Here is a 21,146-nt window from a genome sequence, read left to right as displayed (position 1 = left end):
TAAATTTCTTATGTCCGCTGTGGAGAAGTTTGGCTAAAGACATAAATGCCTGATATGAGACCGGAAACCGTCATTTCCGTGCCGCCGAATATGCGGCAGGATCGGATGGGCGTAGGCGCGATCCGCCAAGTGTCCGGCGATCCCGAACGCCGCGATCGGACCCGTCGCGTCGAGGTTAGGAAATCGGGACAGGACAGAGTGCCGATATGTCGTATTATGACGTGAAATAAGGATTCTGGTCCTTTCGTCAAACGCCGGAACGCGGGCCAGCGACGTGGTCGGATGAAGCTGCGGAACGACTTTTTCCTGATGTCGGGACGTGCAAACCTCCCGAAGTGCGCGTCGGTCCGTGAAGAAATCTATGGCGTAAAATTCAGGTTTCCCTTAAATTCGGGCAATGCACCAGATCGGACTTTTCATTTGCCCGAACCATCGGATTCTCGATCTTGCGGGGCCGCTGGGCGCGTTCGAAGAGGCGAATGATTTCGTTGAAGGCGGTGCCTATAGCGTGGCGGTGATTTCCGAGCGTGGCGGCGCTGTCGTCGGAAGCTCTGGCGTCCCCGTTCAGACTCACCCCTTCCGCGACATGGCGTTCGACACGGTCATTCTTATCGGGGGCGACATCGAACCTTTTCAGGACCCCGGCGTCATCGCAGCGGCAAAGGATCTCGCTTCGCGCACCGCCCGTGTGGCGAGCGTCTGCACGGGTGCCTTCCTGCTCGCCGGGGCCGGGCTTCTCGACGGCCGCCGCGCGACGACCCACTGGCGGATCGCACCCGAACTCCAGCAGCGCTATCCTTTGGTCAGGGTCGAGATGGATCGCATCTTCGTCTCCGACAACAACGTCTGGACGTCCGCCGGGATCTCGGCGGGTATCGACCTGGCGCTGGCGCTGATCGAAACCGATTTCGGACCCGAAATTGCGCGCGAGGTCGCGCGTGAACTCGTCGTTCCCTATCGTCGCTCTGGCGGCCAGTCGCAGTTTTCGGCCATGTCGCAGATGGAGCCGGAATCGGACCGTATCCGCATGGCGCTCGCGTTCGCGCGCGATCATCTGGTCGAGCCTCTGCCGATCGAAAGGCTGGCGGAAGCGGCCAGGCTGAGCGTCCGTCAATTCGGACGCGCTTTCCGGCGCCAGACCGGCGAAACGCCGGCCAGGGCAGTGGAGCGTTTGCGTGTCGAGGCGGCAGGCATTCGCCTACAGAGCGGGTCCGAACCGATCGAGCAGATCGCAAGGGCCGTCGGCTTTACCGACCCGGAACGGATGCGCCGGGCGTTCGTCAAGCTGCATGGCCAGCCGCCGCAAGCCGTTCGGCGGGCCGGGCGCCAGGAAAATGCCGTCTAGCGGATAGCGTCCACCCCTCGACTTTGCCGAGGGGTGGCAGGCGACACAGATATTGCGGGCAATATGCCCGGTCCCATTCTAGAGAATCGGACGCATCAGGCCGTCTTTCGATCCGGGCAGCATCTTGTAGACCGCATCGCGAACTTTCGACGGGGCATCGGCCGGGTTTCCGGCATGGAACGGCGGCTGCGGGTCATACTGGACGAGCAGTTGCACCTGTTGCGCGGCTTCGGCACCACGAAGTTCCGCTGCGATCGCCATGCCGAAATCGATGCCGGCGGTGACGCCGCCGCCGCTCATGAATCGGCCATCCTTCACGACGCGGGCGGCGTCAGGGATCGCGCCGTATTCCTTGAGCACGTTCAGGAATGCCCAATGACAGGCGCTGCGCTTCCCTTTCAGCACGCCCGAAGCCGCAAGGATGATCGAGCCCGTGCAGACCGACGTGACGTATTGCGCGGCCTCGGACAATCGCCGGACGTGCTCCAGCGTCTCGGGCTTCATCATCGCCGAAAGGTCAAGGGCACCAGGAACGCAGATGACGTCCACCTTCGTCACGTCGGCAAGCTTCTCGGTGGGACCGAAGACGATGCCTTTCTCCAGCGTGACAGGGCCGCCGGCGGGGCTGGCGAACCGAACCCTGGTGTTGGGGATGCGCGAAAGGATTTCATTGGGACCGGCGAAATCGAGAAGTGTCCCGTTCGGATATATCGCGAACAGAAAGTCGATTGGCTTTCCGGTTCCACCGACCGCAGCCGCACGCGCTCCGCCCGGAAGAAGGCTACCCGCGGCGGTCGCAGCCAGTGCCGCGCCGCCCATGAGCATAGCCTGCCGCCGCAAGCGACCGTCCCTGCTCAGTTCTTCCCGGGTCATTTCATCGAAAAATCCAGACATATCGGTCTCCTATCCTATCCCGCGAAGCGGGCTGGTTGCCGGATGGCCTCGACACTTAGTTCCGGACGCCCTTTTTCCAAAAGGACCAAATTCCCTCGTTTTACGCCGCCATCTTCCGTCGGCCACGAATGGCTAAATTCGAGGGAAATATGTCCTTTAAGACATCGATCGTGTCGCTAGGATCTGCCGGAACGATGGGCGCGCCGGCGGCCGCCTGTCCCACTCCGTATGTGAGGAATCCGGTATGCGACTTTCAGGAAAAACAGCGCTCATCACGGGCGGCACAAGTGGCATCGGCCTTGCCACCGCAAAGCGGTTCATCAAGGAAGGTGCCCGCGTTGCCGTCATCGGCCGCGACGAATCCCGCTTCGCCGGTGTGCAGGCGGAACTCGGCGCCGAGGCTCTTGTCCTTGCTGCCGACGTTCGATCTGCCGAGGCGATGCAGGAGGCGACGACCCGCGTCCAGCAGGCGTTTGGCGGACTCGACATCCTTTTTGCGAATGCCGGTTACGTCATTCCGACGCCGCTGCAGTCGATTGACGCGCGCCAGTACGACGACATCATGGATGTCAGCGTCAAAGGCGTCGTATTCACGATGCAGGCCGCATTGCCCGTGCTCCGGGAAGGTGCATCCGTCGTCCTGACGACGTCGTTCATCGATCAGACCGGCAAGCATGGCCTGTCGCTGGTCGCCGCCGCCAAGGCCGCGGTCCGCTCGCTCGCGCGAAGCTGGTCCTACGAACTGCTCGACCGCAAGATCCGCGTCAACGCGATTGCCCCCGGAGGCATCGAAACCCCACTACTGGACAAGCTCGGCCTGTCCGAGGCCGAGGTGGAAGCCTTCAAGGCGCAATTCGTCTCGACCGTACCCGTGGCGCGAATGGGCCAGGCGGAGGAAATCGCTGCCGCAGTCCTCTACCTTGCGAGCGACGAGTCCCGATACGTCGTCGGGACGGAACTGGTCGTCGATGGCGGCTGCTCACAACTCTGAAGCCAGAAGACTACTCTTTCCCCGACAAACGCTTATCGATGGAACAGCCATGACAAAGACAAAGCCGGTCTCTTATCTCGTGGGCGCCTCAATCGCTGTTGCACTGCAATGTGCTCCAGCCTTTGCAACCAGCGTATATTCGTCCGATGAGGCTGCGGTGAAGGCCGTGACCGAACGGTTTGCCGCGGACCTCGCCAGGGGGGACCTCAAGGCGATCTCGCTTCTCTACACCGATGACGCCAAATTGCTGCCGCCCAACGAAGAGGCGATTTCCGGGCGGCCCGCAATCCTCGCGTATTTCGAAAAGACCCTGCAACCGGCTCTCGTCGGAGGCGCCAGGTTCAGCCATTACGAGATCTATGGTGATGGCGACGGCGCGACCAGCATCTCCGAACTGGAAGTACTCGATGGCAAGGGCCGCGTTGCCGAGCGCGGCAGGCAGACCATCGTCCTGCTCAGACAGGGCGGGGAATGGAAGATCCATCGTGACATGTGGTCGGACGATTCTCCCGCGCACGCCAGCCACTGACGAAGATCGCGGATTTTGGGAACATGTCCGGACTGCACGCCGATATTCCCCGGCGTGCAGTCCCGAACGCCGTTCAGGCGTGGGCCTGTTCCAGCCAGTGGCGGACGTGGTCCAGGTCGTCGACGATGGCCAGGGCTTTTTCGCGGACGTCTTCGGTGGGGGCCAGAAGGTCGGGGATGACGATCACGGGGATGCCGGCGGCGTGAGCGGCGCGGGCGCCGTTGTGGGAATCTTCCAGCGCCAGGCAGGATTCGGGGGCGATTCCGATCTTTTCTGCGGCCGTCAGGTAGGGTTCGGGATAGGGCTTGCCGCGGGTGACGTCGTCGCGGGTGACGATGGCGTCGAAGCGGGGCAGCAGGCCGACCAGTTCCAGATGATGGTCGGTGCGGTAGCGGCTCGACGAGGTGGCGATGGCGCGCGGCAGGCCCAGCCGGTCCAGCAGGTCCAGCAGCGGGACGACGCCCTTTTTCAGCACCAGCCGGTCGCTGTCGACATAGCGGCGCAGATGCACTTCCTGCAACGCGAAGAACCGTTCCAGCGGGAAATCGGTGCCGTACGTGTCGTGCACCATCTGGCGGCAGGTGTCGGCCGGCATGCCGATCATGCCGCGACAGAAGGCCAGCGGCACGTCATAGCCCAGTTCGGTCCCGGCTTCGGCCAGCGCGTCCATCGCCAGCGTCTCGCTGTCCAGCAGTAGGCCGTCCATGTCGAAAATCACGCCCTTGATGGCCCGGAAGGACGATGCGCTCAGATGGGTGGGGATCGGATATCCCGGCATGCGGTTTTCTCTCTCTGCTGTTTCTTTCGGCCCATTATCGTCCGGGGGTCAGGCGCGGTGCAAGCAGGGAAGGGGGTTTTGCGCAAACATCGTTGATTTGAAAAGGGAAATTCAGGTCTGCGTGCGGCGTGGCGATGGCAGGGCGGGGTGGCGGGCGCTGCTTTCCGGCCCGCCTGCGTCGCGTGGGGCCGGGGGGCTGCCCTGTCGGCGACGCGAAGGCTGGGGTGCTTGCGCGAGGGTGGAGGCTTCCGGCATTCGCGACTATTGTCGGCCGATGAGGGTCGGTTGCGTGCCGGTACTCTGCTGGTTTCCCGGTTCCCGCGTGCCGATCCCGATCCGGTCGGTTCGCCGGGTTCTTCTGTTCGAGAGCGATCCTGTCTTGCCCGTGCCCCGGCCCCCGGTCTCTTCCCTGCGTGTCGTAGCTTCCGTTTCCGCGCCGTCCCGGCGCGAGGCCCGGCGGAGCGAGACCCGTGCCGCGCTGATCGAGGGGGCGATGCGCCTGCTGGCGACCCAGGGGTTCGACAGCACCACGGTCGACGAGATCGCGGCCAGTGCCGGCATTTCGCGCCGCACCCTGTTCCGGTATTTTCCGACCAAGGCCGATATCGTGACCGCCTGGGCGCAGAACATGACCGACGTGCTGACCGCTAGCGTCGCATCCTGCCCGGCCGATTTCACCCCGCAGGACATGATCCGCACGGCGCTGGAGGCCGTGGTGCCGCAGATGGCGAAGAACCGTGCCGAGGCCTATGCCTTCGCCTGTCTGATCGAGCGCACGCCGGCGCTGCTGTCGGTCAGCCTGCGGAAATATGCGGGGTGGGAGGATGCGCTGGCGGCCGCGCTGGCCAGCCGGCTGCCGGCTTCGCCCGACCGGGCGCTGGCCGCCCGCGTGGCCGCGCGGTCGGGGATCGCGGCGTTCCGCACCGCGCTGGACGAATGGATCAGGCTGAAGGGGCGCCCCGCCCTGGTGCCGATCCTGCACAATGTGCTGGCCTTGCAGGCAGGCCTTCTGGCCCCGCCTGCATAACCCCAATAACTGGGTTTCCAAAGGGCTTCGCCCTTTGGTGGGTCAAGGGCAAAGCCCTTGTAACGCCTAATCCAGACGCACAGACGGCCTTACGATCGCATCGATCCGGTCGGCCAGGATGGACATCAGGCCGCGGAACAGGCCGTACAGCTCCACCTGATGCTGGCGATAGAGCATCAGGTGGCCCAGCCGTGCGCTGAGGCCGTTGAGGAAGCCGCCGCCGAAGACGGTGCCGCCGGGCAGGGTGCCCCAGCCATTGTAATTGCCCAGTGCCACGATGGCGCCCTTGTTGCGGAAGACGCAGGTGGGGATCGGGGTTTCGTTGCGCAGCCAGGCCGGCAGGTGGCGGGCCAGGTGATGGGCCTGCTGGCGGGCGACCTGCGCCGTGGGCGGCAGCGGGTCGGAGGAGATGAACGAGCAGTCGCCCATGGCGAAGATCCGCTCGTCATCCTGCGATTGCAGGTTGGGGTGGACCAGGATCTGGCCCGAGCGGCTGAGCGACAGCCCGTCGAACGCGGACGTGACGTCCGGCGCCTTTACCCCGGCGGCCCAGACGCGCAGGGTGGCGGGGATGCGCGTGCCGTCCTTCAGGCTCAGCCCGTCGGCGTCGGCGCCGGAGACCATGGCCGAGGTGCGGACCGAAACGCCGATGCTTTCAAGCTGGCGCTGCGCGGCGGTGGAGACCGCTTCGGGGAAGGCGGGCAGCACGCGGGGGCCGGCTTCCAGCAGCGTGATCTTGAGCTTCGGGGGCGCCGCGCCGAAGGAATGCAGGGCGACCAGGTCCAGCGCCTTGTGCAGTTCGGCGGCAAGCTGGGTGCCGGTCGCGCCGCCGCCGACGATGGCGATGTCCAGCGGCTTGTCGGCCGCATAGGCGCGCAGAAGCTCCATGCGGAATTTTTCGTTGAAGCCGTTGGCTTCGACCAGATTGTCGATGAACAGGCAATGGTCCGCCACGCCCGGCGTGCCGAAATCATTGGCGCGGCTGCCGATGGCCAGCACGAGGGCCGCATATTCGACCGTGCGGCTTTCCAGCACCACCTCGCCGTCGGCCGCGCGGAACGGGCCGAGGATGGCGCGCTTGTTCGCGCGGTCCAGCGCCACGATCTCGCCGGGCCAGAATTCGAAATGGCGGCTGCTGGCCTGCGCCATGAAGCTGATGCGGTCGTTCTCGTTCTGCGCCGTGCCGGCCGCGAAGCAATGCAGCATCGGCTTCCAGACATGCGAGAAGCTCTTGTCGATCAGCGTGATGCGCGCCAGCCCCTGACGGCCCAGCGTATCGCCCAGCCGGGTGGCCAGCGCCAGTCCCGCGACACCACCCCCGACGATCAGAATTTCCGGTTTTGTCGCCATCGCGTCTTCAGGGTCCATCTGCAAGGGGTTGCCACGGGTGGCCCGGCACGGGCCGGGGCCCTGCCGGGTCGGGTGGGGGCGCCCTGTGGAGCGCCCCCGCGGCGGTCTCAGAAGAAGCCGAGCTTCTTCTCGCTGTAGCTGACCAGGAGATTCTTGGTCTGCTGGTAATGTTCGAGCACCATCTTGTGCGTCTCACGACCGATCCCCGACTTCTTGTAGCCGCCGAAGGCGGCGTGAGCCGGGTAGACGTGATAGCAGTTGATCCACACACGTCCAGCTTCCATGCCGCGTCCCATGCGGTAGCAGGTATTCGCGTTGCGGGACCATACGCCCGAACCGAGGCCGAATTCGGTGTCGTTGGCGATGGCCAGGGCCTCTTCCTCGGTGCGGAAGGTCGTGACCGCCAGCACCGGGCCGAAGATCTCCTCCTGGAAGATCCGCATCTTGTTGTTGCCCTTGAAGACGGTGGGCTGGACGTAGAACCCTTCCTTCAGCACCGCGCCCAGGTCGGGCGTGCCCCCGCCGGTCAGCAGCTCGGCGCCCTCTTTCTTGCCGATGTCGATATAGTCCAGGATCTTCTTCTGCTGCATCAGCGAGTTCTGGGCGCCCATCATGGTGGTGGGGTCCAGCGGGTTGCCCTGTTTGATGGCCTTCACGCGGGGCAGCGCGCGCTCGATGAAGCGCTCGTAGATCGATTCGTGCACCAGCGCGCGGCTGGGGCAGGAGCAGATCTGGCCCTGGTTCAGCGCGAACAGGGCAAAGCCCTCGATCGCCTTGTCCAGATAATCGTCGTCATGATCCATGACGTCGGCGAAGAAGATGTTGGGCGACTTGCCGCCCAGCTCCAGCGTCGCCGGGATCAGGTGCTCGGCCGCCGCATGGGCGATCATCTTGCCCGTGGGCGTCGAGCCGGTGAAGGCGATCTTGGCGATGCGCGTGCTGTTGGACAGCGCGGCGCCGACATCGCGGCCCAGGCCGTTGACGATGTTCAGCGTGCCGGGCGGGAACAGGTCGCCGATCAGTTCCATCAGCACCAGCATGCTGGCGGGGGTGGTCTCGGCGGGCTTCATGACCACGCAATTGCCGGCGGCCAGCGCGGGCGCCAGCTTCCACGAGCCCATCAGCAGCGGGAAGTTCCAGGGGATGATCTGGCCGACCACGCCCAGCGGCTCGTGGAAATGATAGGCGATGGTGGTGTCCGTGATCTCGCTCAACGCGCCTTCCTGGGCGCGGATACAGCCGGCGAAATAGCGGAAATGGTCGATCGCCAGCGGGATGTCGGCGTTCAGCGTCTCGCGGATCGGCTTGCCGTTGTCCCAGGTCTCGGCGCGGGCGAGCAGGTCGAGATTCTGCTCCATCCGGTCGGCGGCCTTGAGCAGGATCAGCGAGCGCTCGGCGGGCGAGGTGTGGGCCCAGCTCTTGAACGCCTTGTGGGCGGCATCCAGCGCCAGTTCGATATCCTCGGCGGTGGATTGCGGGACCTCGCACAGCACGCGGCCGTCGACGGGCGTGATGTTGGACATGTAGGTGCCCTTGACCGGGGCCACCCACTCTCCACCAATATAATTCTCGTAGCGTGCCTTGAAGGGCGGCTGTTCGTTGACAGACATGCGGACACTCCTTGGACTGCAACGGCGCCATCCGGCGGGCGGCCGGAAACGGAGCCGGACATCAAACAGGACCGGGCTGGTCCGTGTTGCTGTATTCCGCGTTATATAGAGCGCAGGGCACCCGGCAATCGGTCGTGCGGTCACATCCTTGTGAAAAATGGCACTGAGTGCCATAAAATTTTCATAAAAAAACGATACAAATCAACAAGATAATCATTGATTCTCGGGGTGGTTTGCGCAGGGTGTGTTTCGGCGCGGCCGGCGATGGGGTGCGGCGAAAATCGCGATATGCGGGCCGTAGCCTGCCGGTCGAAACCCTGTTCCGGTCAGGCCCCTCCCAATGCGCCGGTGCCGAATGCGAGCCCGGCGGCGGCGATCAGGGTGGCGTAATAGGCGTCGGAGCGGCCGATATCGGCGTCCAGCAAGCCATTCTGCGCCAGTTGCGCCTGGGTGATCGAGCCCGCGCCGCTGCGATAGGCGGCCAGCGCGGCATCGAAGCTGGTCTGCGAGGCCGTGCGCAGTGCCGTGGCGGCGGCATAGGCGTGCAGGCCGGTGCGCAGGGCGTTTTCCGCCGCCACGACCTGCTGGATCGAATCGTTGACCGTCTGGCGCAGGGTGGCCTCGGCGCTGTCCGACTGGTCCTGCGCCTGCTTGACCACCGCCGCGCGCAACCCGCCATCGAAGATCGGCACGCTGATGCCGCCCAGCACCAGGCTGCTGAACCGGTTGGCCGACAGGTTGAGCGTGGGCGCGGAATCGCTGCCGACGCCGGGCACCGAGGTCAGGTTCATGCGCCCGGTGGCGTAGGAGACGTTGCCGGTCATGAAGATGCTGGGCAGGAACGCGTCGCGCGCCGCGCTGACGCGGCTGTGCGCCGCCCGCGCCGCCGCATAGGCCGCCAGCACGTCGGGCCGCCGGGCCACGGCGCGCCTGACCATCTCCTCGCTCAGCCTGGCATCGTCCTGCGTCAGGGGGCGGCCGGAGACGTCTTCCAGCCCGATCCGGGTTTCGGCGGAAACGCCGGTGGCGGCCAGCAGGGTCAGGTAGGTGTTCTCGTCCTCGCCTTCGGCCTGGACCAGCCGCAGGGCGACTTGGGCCGTGGCCTGCCGGGCCTGGGTGACGTCCAGGATCGTGCCCTGGCCCTGCCGCAGCCGGGCCTCGGCGGCCGCCTGGACATGATGTGCATTGTCCAGCGCGGTATGCAGCAGCCGCACGCGCGCGGTGGCGGCGGCGTGGGTGTAGAAGGCGGTGGTGACGGCGTAGATGACTTTCTGATGCGCCGCCGTGAACAGCACGTTGGTGGCGATCTGGGCCTGTCGCGCGGCCTCGACCGTGGCCTCGCGCCGGCCGAAATCGAACAGCAGCCATTCCAGCCCCAGCGTCTGCACCTCGCCGGCGCCGGAATTGCGGCTGCCGGCGCCGTTGCCCAGCGGCAGCGTGCCGTAGCCGCCGGCCTCCAGCGACGCATCGGTCGTCTGGCCGTGGCTGTGGGACCAGCCGCCGACCACGGTGGCCGTCAGGTGCGGCAGGTAGGTGCTGCGGGTGATGCCGACCGCCAGTGCGGCGTCGCGCGCGGTATTCCAGGCGCGGCGGGTCTGGGGATTGGCGGACTGGGCGATGTCGATCAGGTCGGCCAGCGTGTAGGGCTGGGCCGTCCGCGCCGGCAGGGCGGGTGAGGCGCCGTGCGTGACCACGTCGGGGTCGGCGGGCAGGCTGTATCCGGGCGGCAGGGTCAGGCCGCGCTTGCCGTGGCCCGGCGGCACGATGGCGCCTTCCGCCGTCACGTCGGGGGTCCATGGCCGGTCGGGGCGCGGCGGGGCGGTGGCCAATTCGGCGGTCGCGCAGCCCGCCAGCAGCAGGGTTGCGGCGGCGATCGGGAAACGGCCGGTCATGATGCGTGGGCCTCCAGCGCCGCGATGCGCGCGCCGGCATCGGTGGCGGTACCATCCAGCATGTCGGCCCCCAGCCGGCCGGCATCGGCGAAGCCGGTCCGGAAGATCGCGATCCGGTCCATCTCCGCGCGCAGGTGGATCGGCTCGGCCAGGGCATATTCCACCTGCCGCTCGCCCTGCGAGACGGCGGATTGCAGGGCCGCCACGCAGGCCGCCTGCTGCTGCGGCGTGGTGGCCGCGCGCTGGCGGCGCAGCAATGCCGCGACCGCGCGCAGGCGCTGGGCGATGCCGTCATAGGCGCTGGTGGGCCAGAAGCTGGTGAACATGGCGTAGGTGATGGCGTTGCCCAGCATGATCCCCACGATCCGGTCGCGGGCCGTCGCCATGTCGCTGGTCGGTCCGTAGCCCTTGAGGTCGGTCAGGTAGAAGGCCAGCCCGATCTGGAGCCCGGCATAGGCGATGCGCTCGTCGCCGGTCTTGACCCACGCCGCCAGCAGCGAGACCGCGAAGACCAGCACCAGGAAGCCGGTAATGTCCTGGAGATGCGGCTGGACGAAGACAATGGCGGCAATACCGATGGCGCCGCCGATCAGCGCGCCGCCGATCCGCAGCGTCAGCTTGGCGATCATCTCGCCCATCGTCGGCAGGGCGACGATGAAGCAGGTGATGATGCAGGTATGGATGCCCGGCCAGTCGATCATCCGGAACAGCAGGTAGCTGGTCATGACCGCGGCGGTGCCCTTGACCGCGAAGCGGACATGCGCGGGATTGGTGAAGGCATCGGGGGCGAGGAAGCCGCTTTTGCCTTTCGCGGGTGCGTCCTGCGGCGTCGGGTCGGGGGTCGTGAAGACCGCCAGCAGGGCCGCCATGGCCGTGCAGGCCGGTCGGCCGGGGGGCGTGGCGGGGGCGGCGATGGCGGTCGGGTAGTCGCCGGCGGCGAACAGGGCGGCCATGGTCTCCAGCGTGTCGACCAGCGCCTGCGGGGGCGGGGCGGCGGGGTCGCGCGCGGCCTCGGACTCCGCAAGCGCCAGCACGGCGACGGCGCATTCCGCCGCCTGGCGCAGGCAGGCCAGGTCGGCCGGCCGCCACATTCTTTCCAGCCCGGCCATGCGCAGGGCCTTTGTCATGCCCGTGGTGCCTTCGCGCAGCAGGCGGGTTGCCTGGGCGCGGGTTTCGGCGTCGGCACCGCGCAGCAGGGCCGCGGCGGCGCGCAGGCGGGCGGCGATATCGTCGGTCAGCACCCGGCAGGGCGAGGGGCAGATCAGCAGGCCCAGCACGACCATCACCGCGCCGGGCACCGCCAGGAACAGGTCGGTATAGAGCAGGGCGCGGGTGACGATCTCGCCCACCGACACCTGGTCGATGGCCACCAGCCCGTAGACCACGATCAGCCCCAGCATATAGGCCACCGGCCGCAGCTTGCTGGCCGAGCCGAGGAAGAAGAAGCCGAACGACAGCAGGGTGATGACGATCACCAGCGCCATCGGGTGGTCCAGCGTCAGCGCGACCAGCCCGTAGATCAGCACCAGCAGGACGACGATCAGCACATTGACCGCGACGCCGGCGACCGCGTTGGTCATCCGGTCCTTCTGCCACAGGGCCAGCGTGACCAGCGCCGGCACCGCCACGTCCGGCACCTGCCAGATCTCGCCCACCAGTACCGTCGCCGTGCAGCCCGCCGCCATGCGCAGCGCATGGCCCAGCCGGCCGGGCGCGGGGTCGCGCACCAGCCGCCACAGCCGCGCCGGGGTCAGGGGGGCGTCGGCCATGCCGGGGTCAGGGACAGGCGGCGCCATGCCGGATCTCGACCGTTGCGGTGGCACCCATGCGCAGCAGGGCGGGGGCGGCGCCTTGCAGATGGACCCGCACCGGAAAGCGCTGGGCCACATGCACCCAGTCCATCTGGCGCGGCACCAGCGGCAGGGCGCGCGCCGGCCCGGCGGAATCCGCCGACAGCACGCCCCAGCCGATGCTCTCTACCCGGCCCTGGATCGGGGTGCGGCGGTCGATCATGGAATAGACCGTGGCGCAATCGCCGGGATGGACCACGGACAGCGTGATCTCGCGCAGGTTGGCGACCGCGTACCACGCATCGTCCGCAATCAGGGTGAACAGCACCTGCGAGGGCGCCAGCACCTCGCCCGCCTTCACCCGCAGGCTGGTGACGAACCCGTCGGCGGGCGCCGTCACCGCCGTCTGGCGCAGTTCGTAGCGCGCGCGGTCCAGCGCCGCCTGGCTGGCGGCCTGGGTGGCCATCGCGCTGGCCAGGTCGCCGATCGCGATCTCGGCCGCCGCCGATTGCTGGCGGGCCTGGCCCAGCGAGATCTCGGCATCGTTCCGTGCCACCCGCGCCTGGTCGTATTGCTGCCACGGGACGTAGGCGCGATTGGCCAGCGGCTCCAGCCGCGTGACGGTCCGCTCGGCCAGGTCGCGGTTGGTCTGCGCGCGCGTCACCTGGTCGCGGGCGGTGGCGGCCTGCGCGGTGCGCACGGCCAGCAGGCGGCGCTGGTTGGCCAGTTCCGCGTTCGCCAGCGCCAGGTTGGCCTCGGCCTGCCGCACCGTCAGCGCATAGGGCTCCGGGTCGATCCGGTAGAGCAGGTCGCCCTTGCGGACATGCTGGTTCTCGCGCACCGGCAACTCCGTCAGCCGGCCGCCGACGACCGAGGCGACATGCACCAGTTCGGCATCGATGGCCGCGCTGTCGGTCGAGGGATAGGCATCGTCCCACCGGGCCACGATCAGGCCGGCCACGATGGCCGCGCCGACGCAGGCCAGGGCGATCGCGATGCCGATGCGGCGCCTGCCGCCCATGCGCACCCGCTCCACGCTCAGGGCCCGAACGCCAGCGCCCACAGGGCGAGCGCGGCCAGCGTGCCCAGGGCGACATAGGTGAACAGGCGAAAGCTGAGCAGCGCGTCGATCCCGGCCAGCAGGAACACCACGCGCAGCCCCACCGCCACCGCGATGCCGACGAGCGCGCACAGCATCCAGGCCGGGAAATAGGCGCCGACGATGGGGAAGGAGGGCGCGCCGCGCAGCGCGCAGCCGTTCAGGGCGAGGAGGGGGAGGACAGGGTGGAGGTTTCTTCTTTTTCTGAAGAAAAAGAAGCAAAAAGACTTTTGTCTCATTGGCCTCCGCACGCGCTGGCAGGGTTCTGCTGAAAAGGTCCAGAAGTTTTTTGGTTCTTTTTTTCAAAAAAGAACAGGAAAATGCTTACCGGCCGCCATCTTACCCTGAAAATTCACGCGCGCAGCAGCGGCGCCATCAGCTCCGCCAGCCAGTCGGCGAACACGCGCACCCGGCGCGCGGCATGGCGGCGGTGGGGGTGCAGCAGCGTCAGCGGCAGCGGCTCGGCACGCCAGTCCGCCAGCAGGTCGACCAGCGCGCCGGAGCGCAGATGGTCCTGCACGTCGAAGGCCGGCACCTGGATCATGCCCAGCCCGGCCAGGCAGCAGGCGATCAGGGCCTCGGCGCTGTTGACGGTGACGCGGCCGGGCAAAGTGAGGGTGCGCAGGGTGCCGTCCTGCACCCATTCCCAAGGCTCGACCCGCCCGCTGGCCGGTGAGGCGTAGCGCACGGCCTGGTGGGCGGCCAGGTCGTCGGGGTGGCGGGGGGTGCCGTGATGGGCCAGATAGGCCGGGCTGGCGACGTTGAGCAGGCGGAATTCGCCCATCCGCCGGGCGATCAGTGCGGAATCGTGCACCGGGCCGACGCGCAGCGCGCAATCGGTGCCGTCCTCGATCAGGTTCACGGCGCGGTCGGTCACGCCCAGTTCGATGGTGATGCCGGGGTGGCGGGTCAGGAAATCCGGCAGGGCCGGTGCCACGACCAGCCGGCCGATGCGGCCGGGCATGTCCACCCGCAGCACGCCGCGCGGCCCGGCGGGGTCGCGGCGGAACTGGCCCTCCGCTTCCTCGATGTCCGCGACCAGGCGGACGCATTGTTCGTAGAAGGCCGCGCCATCCGGCGTGAGGGCGACGCGGCGGGTGGTGCGGGCCAGCAGGCGGGTGCCCAGCCGGGCCTCCAGTTCCTGGATCGCGGTCGAGACCGTGGAGCGCGGCAGGTCCAGCGTGGCGGCGGCCCGGGTGAAGCTGGCGCTCTCCACCACGCGGGCGAAGATGCGGAACAGGTCGATGCGGTCCATCGTTTTCCTCGGAACCCTCTCGGCAGGGGTGATTTGTTCGGATTCTACGACATGTGTTGTCCGGAAACGCAAATTTATCCGCGTTTCCGGAATGATATCGTAATTCGCATGATCTCCCGCATCCGGCGGGGGAGGGACGGGAAGGAGCCATCGAGATGGCCGATCACAGCATCAGCGGAAAGACGGTCCTGATTGCCGGCGGGGCGAAGAATCTGGGCGGACTGATCGCGCGCGACCTGGCGGCGGCCGGGGCGAAGGCGATCGCGATCCATTACAACAGCAATTCCTCGCGGCCCGAGGCCGAGCAGACCCTGGCCGACATCCGCGCGGCGGGGGCCGAGGCGGTGGCCTTCCAGGCCGACCTGACCAGCGCCGGGGCCTGCGCCGCGCTGTTCGCGGACACGGTGGGGGCGATCGGCCGGCCGGATATCGCGATCAACACCGTGGGCAAGGTGCTGAAGAAGCCGATCATCGACACCACGGAAGCCGAATTCGACGCGATGGCGGCGATCAATTCCAAGGCGGCCTATTTCTTCATCAAGGAGGCCGGGATCCATCTGAAGGACGGCGGCAAGCTGGTCACGCTGGTGACGTCGCTGCTGGGGGCCTACACGCCGTTCTATTCGACCTATGCGGGGGCCAAGGCGCCGGTCGAGCATTACACCCGCGCGGCGTCGAAGGAATTCGGCGAGCGGGGGATTTCGGTCAACGCGGTCGGGCCGGGCCCGATGGATACGCCGTTCTTCTACGGGCAGGAAGCGCCGGAAGCCGTGGCCTATCACAAGCAGGCGGCGGCGCTGTCGGCCTTCAGTCCCACGGGCCTGACGGAGATTGGGGACGTGGCGCCCTTCATCCGCTTCCTGGTGTCGGAAGGCTGGTGGATCACCGGCCAGACCATCCTGATCAACGGCGGCTACACGACCAAGTAACGGGGCGGACCGTCCGGATCGTTCTCCCGGCGATCCGGCTTTGCGCCGGCAGGGGCCGTGTCTATGGTGATGGCCCGGGCGGCGCGGTATGGCGCCGCCCCTGTCGGTTTCGGGGGGATGGTTCTTGGGTCTGAAGCAGCGCCATATTCTGTTCATGGCATTGGGCGGGTCGGTCGGGGCCGGGTTGTTCCTGGGCTCCGGCGGGGCGATCCAGCAGGCGGGAACGTCCGTGCTGCTGGCCTATGTGCTGTGCGGAATCGTCGTGTTCCTGATCGGCCGGGCGGCGGCGGAACTGGCGCTGTCCGACCCCGGGGGGCGGACGCTGAACGCCTTCGTCGGCCGGTACATGGGCGCGCGGATGGAATTCCTGGTCGGCTGGAGCTACTGGCTGATCTGGACGCTGGTGTGCATTTCCGAAATCACCGCGGCCGGCATCTTCGTGCGCCACTGGATGCCGGAGGTGCCGCAATGGGCGGTGGCCGCCGTGCTGGGGGGCGTGCTGCTGGCCGTGGGCTCGCGCGCCGTGGCCACGTTCGGCGAGATGGAATTCTGGCTGGCCATCATCAAGATCTGGGCCATCCTGGCGCTGATCGGCTGCGGGCTGGTCACGATCCTGGGCCATGTCGGGCCGGCGGGGCCGCATGCGTCCTTCGGCCATCTGTGGCAGGCCGGGGTGCTGCTGCCGCACGGGATGACGGGCTTCGCCGCCATCCTGCCGATGGCGCTGTTCGCCTTCGGCGGCACCGAGATCATCGCCCTGACGGCGGCCGAGACCGACGATGCCGTCCGGGTGCTGCCGCGCGTGATCAACGGCATCGTCGGGCGCATCATCGTCTTCTATGTCGGCAGCCTGGCCGTGATCATGGCGATCGTGCCGTGGGGCGAGGCCGACGCGACGCACAGCCCGTTCGTGCTGGCCTTCCAGCATATGGGGCTGCCGATGGCGGGCGAGGCGATCAACGCCGTCATGGCGCTGGCGGCGCTGTCATCGTGCAATGCCGGCCTGTATGCCACCAGCCGCACGCTGGCGTCGCTGGCCGAAAGCGGCATGGCCTCGGCGCGGCTGCGCGAGCGCTCGGCCTCGGGCGTGCCCGCGATGGCCTTCGCGGCGTCGTTCGCCACCGTGCTGGCGGGCGTGGTGCTGAATTATTTCCTGCCCGACCAGCTGTTCGGCTACGCGATCCAGGGCGTCGCGTTCCTGCTGATCTTCGTCTGGGCCTCGATCATGGTGGCGCACCTGGCCTACCGGCAGAGCGCCGACGGCGCGCGCGGGCAGGTGGCAGCGCTGCCGGGGGCCCCGGCCAGCAACTGGCTGGCCATCGCCTTCCTGCTGGCGATCGGGCTGGATATCGTCTGGGTCGGCCGGCTGTACGTGCCCTTCCTGCTGGACGCGGCATGGCTGGCGGCCCTGGTGCTGCTGCACGGCCGGCTGTCGGCGCGGCGGGCGGGGGCGTCGGTGGTGTGAGGCATCCTTTGTTCTGCTGAGGCGCCGCGCACTCCCCGGCCGCCGCCCGGCGCGGTGCGGGTTCCGCGACGTCGACATCGTGTGCTGACGATACATGCTGACGATACATATCGTGGTATCTATCGGCGGGCGTAATGTCGGGTATCGCAAAACTGTTCACCACGGGCACGAACGGCTTGCCGATATCCCGATGCCGGCCGTCTGCATATCGGTCATGACGGAACAGGAGCGACGCTACGGTCTGGCCAGATGACCGCAGGCGGCGAAGCTGCACAGGATCGTCCGGGAGTTCCTGACGCGTGTTCGGGTCATGGCGTGGGATTCGTCTGTCGTTGCGCTCTATGGGAGCTGCGAACGGTTCCAGGGAGGATAGGGGAATAGGCCGCTTCAAGGCCGTCTGGGGTCTCTGTGCCGTCCTCATGCGCCTGACGGGCCATATCCTCGTCAGAGGTCGCCCTGACCCGGTCCCAATCAATTGTGGACCGGCGGGACATCGCTTCCTTCAACGTCATTCTCGCCATCTGCGCCACTCCTGCCGGCCTGCCTGACAGCCCGAATTCATGCCTGGGCCAGCACCCGCTCCACGGCCTGGGGCTCACGGTCGATCACCAGCAGGAGCGTCCTGGCGGCCTTCTCCGGCCGTCTCACGCCCTGCTCCCAATCCCGCACCGCGTTGCGGCTGAATCCGTAATGGTTGGCGAACGCCTCCCGCGTCAGGCCGGTCTTCGCGCGGATCTGGCGCACGTCCACGGTCGCCGGCGGCGTCCACACTCGCCCCGGCTTCATACGCCCCTCCATGATCTCTACGGCCTGGGCCATGGAGGCCACAAGTTCATCAGCAATGTTCGGCATGGTCATGTCCTTTCCTTGTCCATCCGCTTCAACCGTTCGGCCATCGCGGCGAGGGCCTTCTTCTGGTCCGGGGTCAGATCAACCTGATCGTTCTTGCCGTAGATCAGAAGCGCGAGGACCGGGATGCGCTCGCTGCCAACATACCAGATGACCCTATAGCCGCCTCGTTTGCCGCGCCCTGATGCGCCGAAACGCATTTTTCGGATGCCGCCAAGGCCCGGGATCAGATCGCCACTCCGCGGGTTCGCAGCCAATACCCGGATTAGTTCAGCCCGTTCTTCAATGGTCAGCAGAGCGTCGGCGCTCTTCGTGAAGATTGGGGTTTCGATGACCGAATACATGGCGCCATCAATACCGCAGCGCGGCATTTGAATCCAGTGGAGATACCGCATTGCGGTGTTTGTCTGGAGTGGCGCAGCTTACGAACTCCATGCAGGGGGCGGCCCAGCAGAAGGGGAATGTCTATGGCACACCAGGCATTTGATGCGTGGCGCGGCACGACTGCTGGACGAGAGCCAACTGCTCCACCCCTCGTCATGGTGCCGGTCCCTCCCGGCTGTACGACATTTCCCTGATTCTGGCCGGTCGCGACCGCCATGCGGGTTCAGGTTTCAGGAGCCTCGTAATCCAACCTTGGAAGCTCATCCCCGTCTTTTCCGCACAGCCTACCTGGGTTCGTGTGGAGGAGAAGACGTGAGCGGAATCGCACGGATGGGGAGGGGTACAAGGAAAAACCCTGTACGGATTTTGCACGACTTTCGGCGATTCAGTTCGCCTTGACCTGACATGGCGCACCTCGTTTCTGAGGGCTGTCAGATCGTAATATCGGCTGTTCTCTCGGGAAATCATGGTGCTGCTGGACAGGATTGAACTGTCGACCTCTCCCTTACCAAGGGAGTGCTCTACCACTGAGCTACAGCAGCAACGGGGTGGGCGGTTCCTACCGCCTCCCGGGGGGCGTTGCAACCCCCCTTGGCGAGAAAACATGACCGGGCCGTTTCATGGCCGGTCATGCCCCCGCCGGAGTGCGGTCAATCGTCGCGGTGGATCTTTTCCATGCGCTCGTGCCGCTCCTGCGCCTCGATCGACAGGGTCGCGATCGGGCGGGCTTCCAGGCGCTTCAGGCCGATCGGCTCGCCGGTTTCCTCGCAGAATCCGTACGATCCGTTCTCGATTCGCAGCAGGGCCTGGTTGATCTTGGAGATCAGCTTGCGGGCCCGGTCGCGGGTGCGCAGTTCCAGCGCGCGATCGGTCTCGACACTGGCGCGGTCGGTGATGTCGGCCTCGTGGATCCCGCCTTCCGAAAGGCTGGCCAGGGTCTCGTCCGCTTCCTTCAGAAGGTCGGCACGCCATTTCAGGAGCTTCTGGCGGAAATATTCCACCTGAAGCGGGTTCATGAACTCCTCGTCTTCCGAGGGGTGGTAATCGGGGGGCAGTGTGATCATGGTGCGCGTCCTTGAATATTGCCCCCGGGACGAGATCGTCGCCCGACAGGGACCCGCCGCGAAACGGGCGGCTTATACGCCGCCGCCCGCCGTCCGCCAAGCCTGAAGCCGGCCGGAGTCGTCCGGAAAAGCAGGTTTCGAAACGAAGTTCCCTCCGAAATCCCCTCAGGCCGGCCCGTGCGGAGCCGCCTGCGCGACCGTGCGCGGCGCCGGGCCGGCGGGTGCGGAGTCGGGGAACGTGGTCTCCCACCCCCCGCCCAGGGCGGAATAAAGCTGCACCAGGTCGGTCGACAGGGTGGCCGTGCTGCCGGCCAGGTCGGTCTGCGCGCCCAGGATGCGGCGCTCGGCGTCCAGCACCGTCAGGAACGTCACCATGCCGTGTCGATACTGGTCGCGGGCCAGGTCCAGCGCGCGCTGGTCGGCCGCCACCTCGCGCTCCAGACTGTCGCGGCGCATCTGTTCGTCGCGATAGGCGGTCAGGGCGTTATCGACCTCGTGCCATGCGCCCAGGACCGTCCGGCGATAGGAAATCGCGGCTTCCTGCTGGGCCGATTTGCGCAGTTCGAGCTGCCCGCGCAGCCTGCCGCCCTGGAAGATCGGGAGGGTGATCGAGGGGCCGACATTCCAGGCCCGGGCGTTCCAGAACCCCAGGTCGCGGAACGACAGGGACTGGAAGCCGAATCCGGCATCGATGGTCACGCGGGGATAGAACTCGGCCACCGCCTCGCCCACCTGCGCGGTGGCGGCGTGCAGTTGCGCTTCCGCCTGGCGGATGTCGGGGCGGCGGCGGGCCAGTTCGGAGGGCACGCCGGCCGGCACGCGCGGCGGCACCGGCGGAATGGCCTCGGCCTTGAGCAGTTCGCCGGCCAGGGCCGCCGGCGGCTCGCCCAGCAGCAGGCTGAGCGCGTTGACCTGCATGGCGATCTGCTGCTCGGTCTGCGGAATGCGCGCCGTGGTGGCGTCCAGCTGGGACTGCGCGCTCTGCACGTCCAGTTCGCTGACCAGGCCGGCCCGGTTGCGCTGCTGGCTCAGCTCCAGCGAGCGGGCGGCGGTGTCGCGATTGTCCAGCAGGATGCGCAGCTGGGTCTGGGCCTCGCGCAGGGCCATGTAGTCGCGGGCCAGTTCGGCCATCTGCGCCGTCAGCACGCCGCGCCGTTCCTCGTTCGAGGCCTGCATGTCGGCGCCCGCGGCCTCGTATTGCCGGCGCACCCGGCCCCACAGGTCGACCTCCCACGTCGCGTCGATACTGTCTTTCCACTGGTCGAAGAGGGGAATCGACACCCGGCCCGATTCGTCGGCCAGGCTGGCATTGCCCAGTTGCCCGGACTGGCCCAGCACCTGCCGCACCTGCGGGGATTCGCCGACATCGCTGACGATGCGTTGCAGCATCTTGGTGCTGTATTGCGCGCGCGAATACGACCCGGCGGCGCTGAGGCCCGGATAGCGTTCGGCGCCGGCAATGCGCAGCTGCGCGCGGCTCTGCGCCAGCCGGGCGGTGGCGATGGCGACCGACAGGTTCTGCCCGGCCACGCGGCGTTCCAGCGCCGACAGTTCGGCATCGTGGAACACGTCCCACCATGCGGGGTCGGGGGTCGCGTCGGAAATGTCGCTGACGACCGGGCCCGTCGCCGGTCCGGTCGGCGGGGACGACCCCGGGCCGGCCCAGTGCGGGGGCGTCCAGGCCGCCGGCTTGTGAAAATCGGGCCCGACCGCGCAGCCACTGGCCAGGGCGGATAACCCGATGATGGCGGCCCGCCAAGAAAATCCCTTATGCACCAGACGGTCCCCTGCTTCCCCCGGTCCCGCCAGCGGTCCTATCGACATGACGGGAGGCAATATGACATCATCATGAACAATGACCGACCGGTTCGGTCATTGCCGATACCCTATCGGCT

19 protein-coding genes and 1 tRNA gene are annotated in these 21,146 nt (G+C 67.1%); 6 read left to right on the top strand and 14 right to left on the bottom strand.

Going from position 1 to position 21,146, the window contains the following annotated elements:
- Positions 1-397: 397 nt before the first annotated feature.
- Positions 398-1,345: a GlxA family transcriptional regulator gene (locus HLH27_RS12940; RefSeq protein WP_182950458.1), complete on the top strand. Its 948-nt coding sequence runs from the start codon at positions 398-400 to the stop codon at positions 1,343-1,345.
- Between the two features lie 78 nt (positions 1,346-1,423).
- Here HLH27_RS12940 and HLH27_RS12935 read toward each other — a convergent pair whose 3' ends face one another.
- Positions 1,424-2,239, bottom strand: a complete 816-nt coding sequence (locus HLH27_RS12935; protein WP_182950457.1) for a DJ-1/PfpI family protein — start codon at positions 2,237-2,239, stop codon at positions 1,424-1,426.
- Positions 2,240-2,483: 244 nt separating this feature from the next.
- Here HLH27_RS12935 and HLH27_RS12930 point away from each other — a divergent pair, with 244 nt between their 5' ends.
- Positions 2,484-3,230 (top strand): SDR family oxidoreductase, encoded by a 747-nt coding sequence (locus HLH27_RS12930; RefSeq protein ID WP_182950456.1) that lies wholly within the window; start codon positions 2,484-2,486, stop codon positions 3,228-3,230.
- A gap of 49 nt (positions 3,231-3,279) precedes the next feature.
- A complete protein-coding gene (locus HLH27_RS12925) occupies positions 3,280-3,759 on the top strand; it encodes a YybH family protein (RefSeq protein WP_182950455.1) in 480 nt (159 codons plus the stop codon).
- Positions 3,760-3,832: 73 nt separating this feature from the next.
- Here the strand turns inward: HLH27_RS12925 and HLH27_RS12920 are convergent, their stop codons facing one another.
- Positions 3,833-4,537: an HAD family hydrolase gene (locus tag HLH27_RS12920; RefSeq protein ID WP_246375875.1), complete on the bottom strand. Its 705-nt coding sequence runs from the start codon at positions 4,535-4,537 to the stop codon at positions 3,833-3,835.
- 379 nt (positions 4,538-4,916) lie between these two features.
- On the opposite strand from HLH27_RS12920, the gene HLH27_RS12915 reads away from it, so the two are divergent.
- The gene (locus HLH27_RS12915; RefSeq protein WP_246375874.1) at positions 4,917-5,564 is read left to right on the top strand and encodes a TetR family transcriptional regulator; all 648 of its coding nucleotides are present in this window, start codon (positions 4,917-4,919) and stop codon (positions 5,562-5,564) included.
- A gap of 66 nt (positions 5,565-5,630) precedes the next feature.
- Here the strand turns inward: HLH27_RS12915 and HLH27_RS12910 are convergent, their stop codons facing one another.
- From HLH27_RS12910 to HLH27_RS12880, 7 genes are all read right to left on the bottom strand, one after another.
- On the bottom strand, positions 5,631-6,914 hold the full coding sequence (locus HLH27_RS12910; RefSeq protein ID WP_182950453.1) for an NAD(P)/FAD-dependent oxidoreductase: 1,284 nt from the start codon (positions 6,912-6,914) through the stop codon (positions 5,631-5,633).
- A gap of 107 nt (positions 6,915-7,021) precedes the next feature.
- Positions 7,022-8,524: an acetaldehyde dehydrogenase ExaC gene (exaC, locus tag HLH27_RS12905; RefSeq protein WP_182950452.1), complete on the bottom strand. Its 1,503-nt coding sequence runs from the start codon at positions 8,522-8,524 to the stop codon at positions 7,022-7,024.
- Positions 8,525-8,850: 326 nt separating this feature from the next.
- A complete protein-coding gene (locus HLH27_RS12900) occupies positions 8,851-10,416 on the bottom strand; it encodes a TolC family protein (protein WP_182950451.1) in 1,566 nt (521 codons plus the stop codon).
- Positions 10,413-12,212, bottom strand: coding sequence for an FUSC family protein (locus tag HLH27_RS12895; protein ID WP_182950450.1), 1,800 nt, complete (start codon positions 12,210-12,212; stop codon positions 10,413-10,415). Before HLH27_RS12895 ends, HLH27_RS12900 begins: the two co-directional genes overlap by 4 nt.
- Positions 12,193-13,227: a multidrug transporter subunit MdtN gene (gene mdtN, locus HLH27_RS12890; RefSeq protein ID WP_182950449.1), complete on the bottom strand. Its 1,035-nt coding sequence runs from the start codon at positions 13,225-13,227 to the stop codon at positions 12,193-12,195. The genes HLH27_RS12895 and mdtN overlap by 20 nt, the downstream gene beginning before the upstream one ends.
- 17 nt (positions 13,228-13,244) lie before the next feature.
- Positions 13,245-13,544, bottom strand: coding sequence for a YtcA family lipoprotein (locus tag HLH27_RS12885; protein WP_182950448.1), 300 nt, complete (start codon positions 13,542-13,544; stop codon positions 13,245-13,247).
- A 113-nt stretch (positions 13,545-13,657) separates the two neighbouring features.
- Positions 13,658-14,560, bottom strand: a complete 903-nt coding sequence (locus tag HLH27_RS12880; RefSeq protein WP_182950447.1) for a LysR family transcriptional regulator — start codon at positions 14,558-14,560, stop codon at positions 13,658-13,660.
- 155 nt (positions 14,561-14,715) lie between these two features.
- On the opposite strand from HLH27_RS12880, the gene HLH27_RS12875 reads away from it, so the two are divergent.
- Positions 14,716-15,489 (top strand): SDR family oxidoreductase, encoded by a 774-nt coding sequence (locus HLH27_RS12875; RefSeq protein ID WP_182950446.1) that lies wholly within the window; start codon positions 14,716-14,718, stop codon positions 15,487-15,489.
- Between the two features lie 124 nt (positions 15,490-15,613).
- Positions 15,614-16,954 (top strand): amino acid permease, encoded by a 1,341-nt coding sequence (locus HLH27_RS12870; RefSeq protein ID WP_246375872.1) that lies wholly within the window; start codon positions 15,614-15,616, stop codon positions 16,952-16,954.
- A gap of 558 nt (positions 16,955-17,512) precedes the next feature.
- Here the strand turns inward: HLH27_RS12870 and HLH27_RS12865 are convergent.
- The 5 genes from HLH27_RS12865 to HLH27_RS12845 all read right to left on the bottom strand — a co-directional run bounded on the left by HLH27_RS12865 (position 17,513) and on the right by HLH27_RS12845 (position 21,075).
- On the bottom strand, positions 17,513-17,812 hold the full coding sequence (locus HLH27_RS12865) for a helix-turn-helix domain-containing protein (RefSeq protein WP_182950444.1): 300 nt from the start codon (positions 17,810-17,812) through the stop codon (positions 17,513-17,515).
- The gene (locus HLH27_RS12860; RefSeq protein WP_246375871.1) at positions 17,809-18,198 is read right to left on the bottom strand and encodes a type II toxin-antitoxin system RelE/ParE family toxin; all 390 of its coding nucleotides are present in this window, start codon (positions 18,196-18,198) and stop codon (positions 17,809-17,811) included. Before HLH27_RS12860 ends, HLH27_RS12865 begins: the two co-directional genes overlap by 4 nt.
- A 456-nt stretch (positions 18,199-18,654) precedes the next feature.
- Positions 18,655-18,729, bottom strand: a tRNA-Thr gene (locus tag HLH27_RS12855).
- 108 nt (positions 18,730-18,837) lie between these two features.
- Positions 18,838-19,251: an RNA polymerase-binding protein DksA gene (dksA, locus tag HLH27_RS12850; protein ID WP_182950443.1), complete on the bottom strand. Its 414-nt coding sequence runs from the start codon at positions 19,249-19,251 to the stop codon at positions 18,838-18,840.
- Between the two features lie 165 nt (positions 19,252-19,416).
- Positions 19,417-21,075 carry an efflux transporter outer membrane subunit gene (locus HLH27_RS12845; protein WP_182950442.1) on the bottom strand — a complete coding sequence of 553 codons (1,659 nt, stop codon included), beginning with the start codon at positions 21,073-21,075 and terminating at the stop codon, positions 19,417-19,419.
- Positions 21,076-21,146 lie beyond the last annotated feature (71 nt).

Source organism: Gluconacetobacter takamatsuzukensis (assembly GCF_014174275.1).
GTDB lineage: Bacteria > Pseudomonadota > Alphaproteobacteria > Acetobacterales > Acetobacteraceae > Gluconacetobacter > Gluconacetobacter takamatsuzukensis.
The sequence above is the reverse complement of the archived record's forward strand: the minus strand, read 5'-3'. Positions and strand labels throughout refer to the sequence as shown.

Excerpts from the sequence above, each read along its gene's own strand:
- HLH27_RS12900 (WP_182950451.1), bottom strand. The coding sequence starts at position 10,416 with ATGACCGGCCGTTTCCCGATCGCCGCCGCAACCCTGCTGCTGGCGGGC.
- HLH27_RS12920 (WP_246375875.1), bottom strand. The coding sequence starts at position 4,537 with ATGCCGGGATATCCGATCCCCACCCATCTGAGCGCATCGTCCTTCCGG.
- HLH27_RS12865 (WP_182950444.1), bottom strand. The coding sequence starts at position 17,812 with ATGACCATGCCGAACATTGCTGATGAACTTGTGGCCTCCATGGCCCAG.
- HLH27_RS12845 (WP_182950442.1), bottom strand. The coding sequence starts at position 21,075 with ATGTCGATAGGACCGCTGGCGGGACCGGGGGAAGCAGGGGACCGTCTG.
- HLH27_RS12860 (WP_246375871.1), bottom strand. The coding sequence starts at position 18,198 with ATGCGGTATCTCCACTGGATTCAAATGCCGCGCTGCGGTATTGATGGC.
- HLH27_RS12925 (WP_182950455.1), top strand. The coding sequence starts at position 3,280 with ATGACAAAGACAAAGCCGGTCTCTTATCTCGTGGGCGCCTCAATCGCT.
- HLH27_RS12940 (WP_182950458.1), top strand. The coding sequence starts at position 398 with ATGCACCAGATCGGACTTTTCATTTGCCCGAACCATCGGATTCTCGAT.
- dksA (WP_182950443.1), bottom strand. The coding sequence starts at position 19,251 with ATGATCACACTGCCCCCCGATTACCACCCCTCGGAAGACGAGGAGTTC.
- HLH27_RS12930 (WP_182950456.1), top strand. The coding sequence starts at position 2,484 with ATGCGACTTTCAGGAAAAACAGCGCTCATCACGGGCGGCACAAGTGGC.
- exaC (WP_182950452.1), bottom strand. The coding sequence starts at position 8,524 with ATGTCTGTCAACGAACAGCCGCCCTTCAAGGCACGCTACGAGAATTAT.
- mdtN (WP_182950449.1), bottom strand. The coding sequence starts at position 13,227 with ATGGGCGGCAGGCGCCGCATCGGCATCGCGATCGCCCTGGCCTGCGTC.
- HLH27_RS12880 (WP_182950447.1), bottom strand. The coding sequence starts at position 14,560 with ATGGACCGCATCGACCTGTTCCGCATCTTCGCCCGCGTGGTGGAGAGC.
- HLH27_RS12875 (WP_182950446.1), top strand. The coding sequence starts at position 14,716 with ATGGCCGATCACAGCATCAGCGGAAAGACGGTCCTGATTGCCGGCGGG.
- HLH27_RS12895 (WP_182950450.1), bottom strand. The coding sequence starts at position 12,212 with ATGGCGCCGCCTGTCCCTGACCCCGGCATGGCCGACGCCCCCCTGACC.
- HLH27_RS12910 (WP_182950453.1), bottom strand. The coding sequence starts at position 6,914 with ATGGCGACAAAACCGGAAATTCTGATCGTCGGGGGTGGTGTCGCGGGA.
- HLH27_RS12935 (WP_182950457.1), bottom strand. The coding sequence starts at position 2,239 with ATGTCTGGATTTTTCGATGAAATGACCCGGGAAGAACTGAGCAGGGAC.
- HLH27_RS12885 (WP_182950448.1), bottom strand. The coding sequence starts at position 13,544 with ATGAGACAAAAGTCTTTTTGCTTCTTTTTCTTCAGAAAAAGAAGAAAC.